The organism is Streptomyces sp. LS1784 (assembly GCF_020103755.1).
Lineage (GTDB): Bacteria > Actinomycetota > Actinomycetes > Streptomycetales > Streptomycetaceae > Kitasatospora.
This window is the reverse complement of sequence record NZ_JAHSQD010000378.1, coordinates 7,224-8,077: the sequence shown is the minus strand read 5'-3', so window position 1 is coordinate 8,077 and position 854 is coordinate 7,224. Positions and strand designations below refer to the sequence as shown.

At 74.7% G+C, this 854-nt stretch carries 1 protein-coding gene; it reads right to left on the bottom strand.

The genetic code is table 11. The features are described from left to right. Positions 1–134 precede the first annotated feature (134 nt). Positions 135–716 (bottom strand): ABATE domain-containing protein, encoded by a 582-nt coding sequence (locus KS423_RS31640; RefSeq protein ID WP_224280731.1) that lies wholly within the window; start codon positions 714–716, stop codon positions 135–137. Between the last annotated feature and the right edge of the window lie 138 nt (positions 717–854).

Sequence of the window (854 nt, the reverse complement as noted above, 5' to 3'; positions counted from 1 at the left end):
TGCGGCTGCGTCCGAGCCCGGCCTGGCTGGCGCCGGGGCGACGCCTGGAGCGGCTGCTGCTCGCCCCGCGGCTGGCCCGGGTGCCGGGCCTGGCCCGCCGGCTCGGCGTCTGGGTGGAAGAGGTCTAGGACCCGCTAGGCGCGGGCCGCGGCCTCCGCCTCCTGGCGCTTGCGGGCCCGGTAGGCGGCCACGTTGGCGCGGGTCGCGCAGCGGTCCGAGCAGTAGCGGCGGGAGCGGTTGGTCGAGGTGTCCAGGTAGGCGTTGCGGCAGGGCGCGGCCTGGCAGATGCCCAGCCGGTCGGCGCCCAGTTCGGTCAGGTGGACGGCCAGGCCCATGCACGCGACCGCGCTGAAGTGCGCGGTGGCGGTCGGCGAGTTGTCGGCCAGGTGCAGGTGCCAGCGCGGCCGTCCGGCGTCGTCCAGGTAGTCGTGCCCGGAGATCAGCGGGCTGACGGGGTACTCCATCAGCAGGCTGTTCAGCAGGTCGACCCCCCGGGTCTCGTCCCCTTCGGCGGCGGCCTCGAAGACCCCGCGCAGCCGGGTCCGCACCGCCCGCAGCCGGGGCAGGTCGGACTCGTCGGCGAGGGCGGCGGCCCGCGAGGAGTCGGAGAACAGGGCACGCACCGCCTCCACGGAGGTCAGTGTGTCGGTGCCGCGCTCGGGCTCCTCGGTGTTCACCAGCCGAACGGCGAGATCGGCGTAGGCGGCGAGCTCCACAGGGGTCCTTCCAGAATTCGGTAACGGGCTGACTGCCTCCAGCCTATTACCCGTGCGGGGAAAACGTCGGCGCCCGGCAGGACGGGCCAGCCGGGCGCCGGAGGTTCGGGGTCAAAGCCCCGTGGTCCGGGATGCCCG